Source organism: Streptomyces sp. NPDC029041 (assembly GCF_040637515.1).
GTDB lineage: Bacteria > Actinomycetota > Actinomycetes > Streptomycetales > Streptomycetaceae > Streptomyces.
Genome location: NZ_JBEZWO010000027.1, coordinates 1 through 541, shown reverse-complemented (window position 1 = coordinate 541; position 541 = coordinate 1). Strand labels below are relative to the sequence as shown.

The 541-nt window shown below is 69.3% G+C and carries 1 rRNA gene; it reads right to left on the bottom strand.

The window, feature by feature from the left end:
- Window positions 1–449 precede the first annotated feature (449 nt).
- Window positions 450–541, bottom strand: a 5S ribosomal RNA gene (rrf, locus tag AB0F04_RS37495); the annotation flags it as partial.

Sequence of the window (541 nt, the reverse complement as noted above, 5' to 3'; positions counted from 1 at the left end):
GACGGAACCCACCCCGGTCACGATCGTCCCTACGGGGACCGCGGTCACGGTCGTCACGCCGGCCGAAGCCACCACCACGACTGTCGTCGCGGCGGAAGCCACCACGCTCACCGCGGTCGGGACGATCGCCGCGGTCGCGGTCGCCGTCACGACGCCCGTATCCTCCGCGGTCGTTGCCGCCCCGGTCGCGGTCGTTGTCGCGGCGGAAGCCACCACGGTCTCCGCGGCCCCCGCGCTGACCGCCGCGGTCGTTCCGGTCGCCCCGGTCCCCCTCCCGTCGCCGCTGGTCGCGCTCCGGTCGGTCGTCGGGAGAGTTGGTGGACATGGTGACTCCTGTCTTCGGTACCGCAAGTCATTCTCGCGCAGCCGGGTGCCCAGCGCGCACTGCCAAAACAAAAAGGACCCTTGGTCCCAGCTGAACGCTGGGACCAAGGGTCCTTCCAAAGATTGTTCGGCGGCGTCCTACTCTCCCACAGGGTCCCCCCTGCAGTACCATCGGCGCTGTAAGGCTTAGCTTCCGGGTTCGGAATGTAACCGGGCG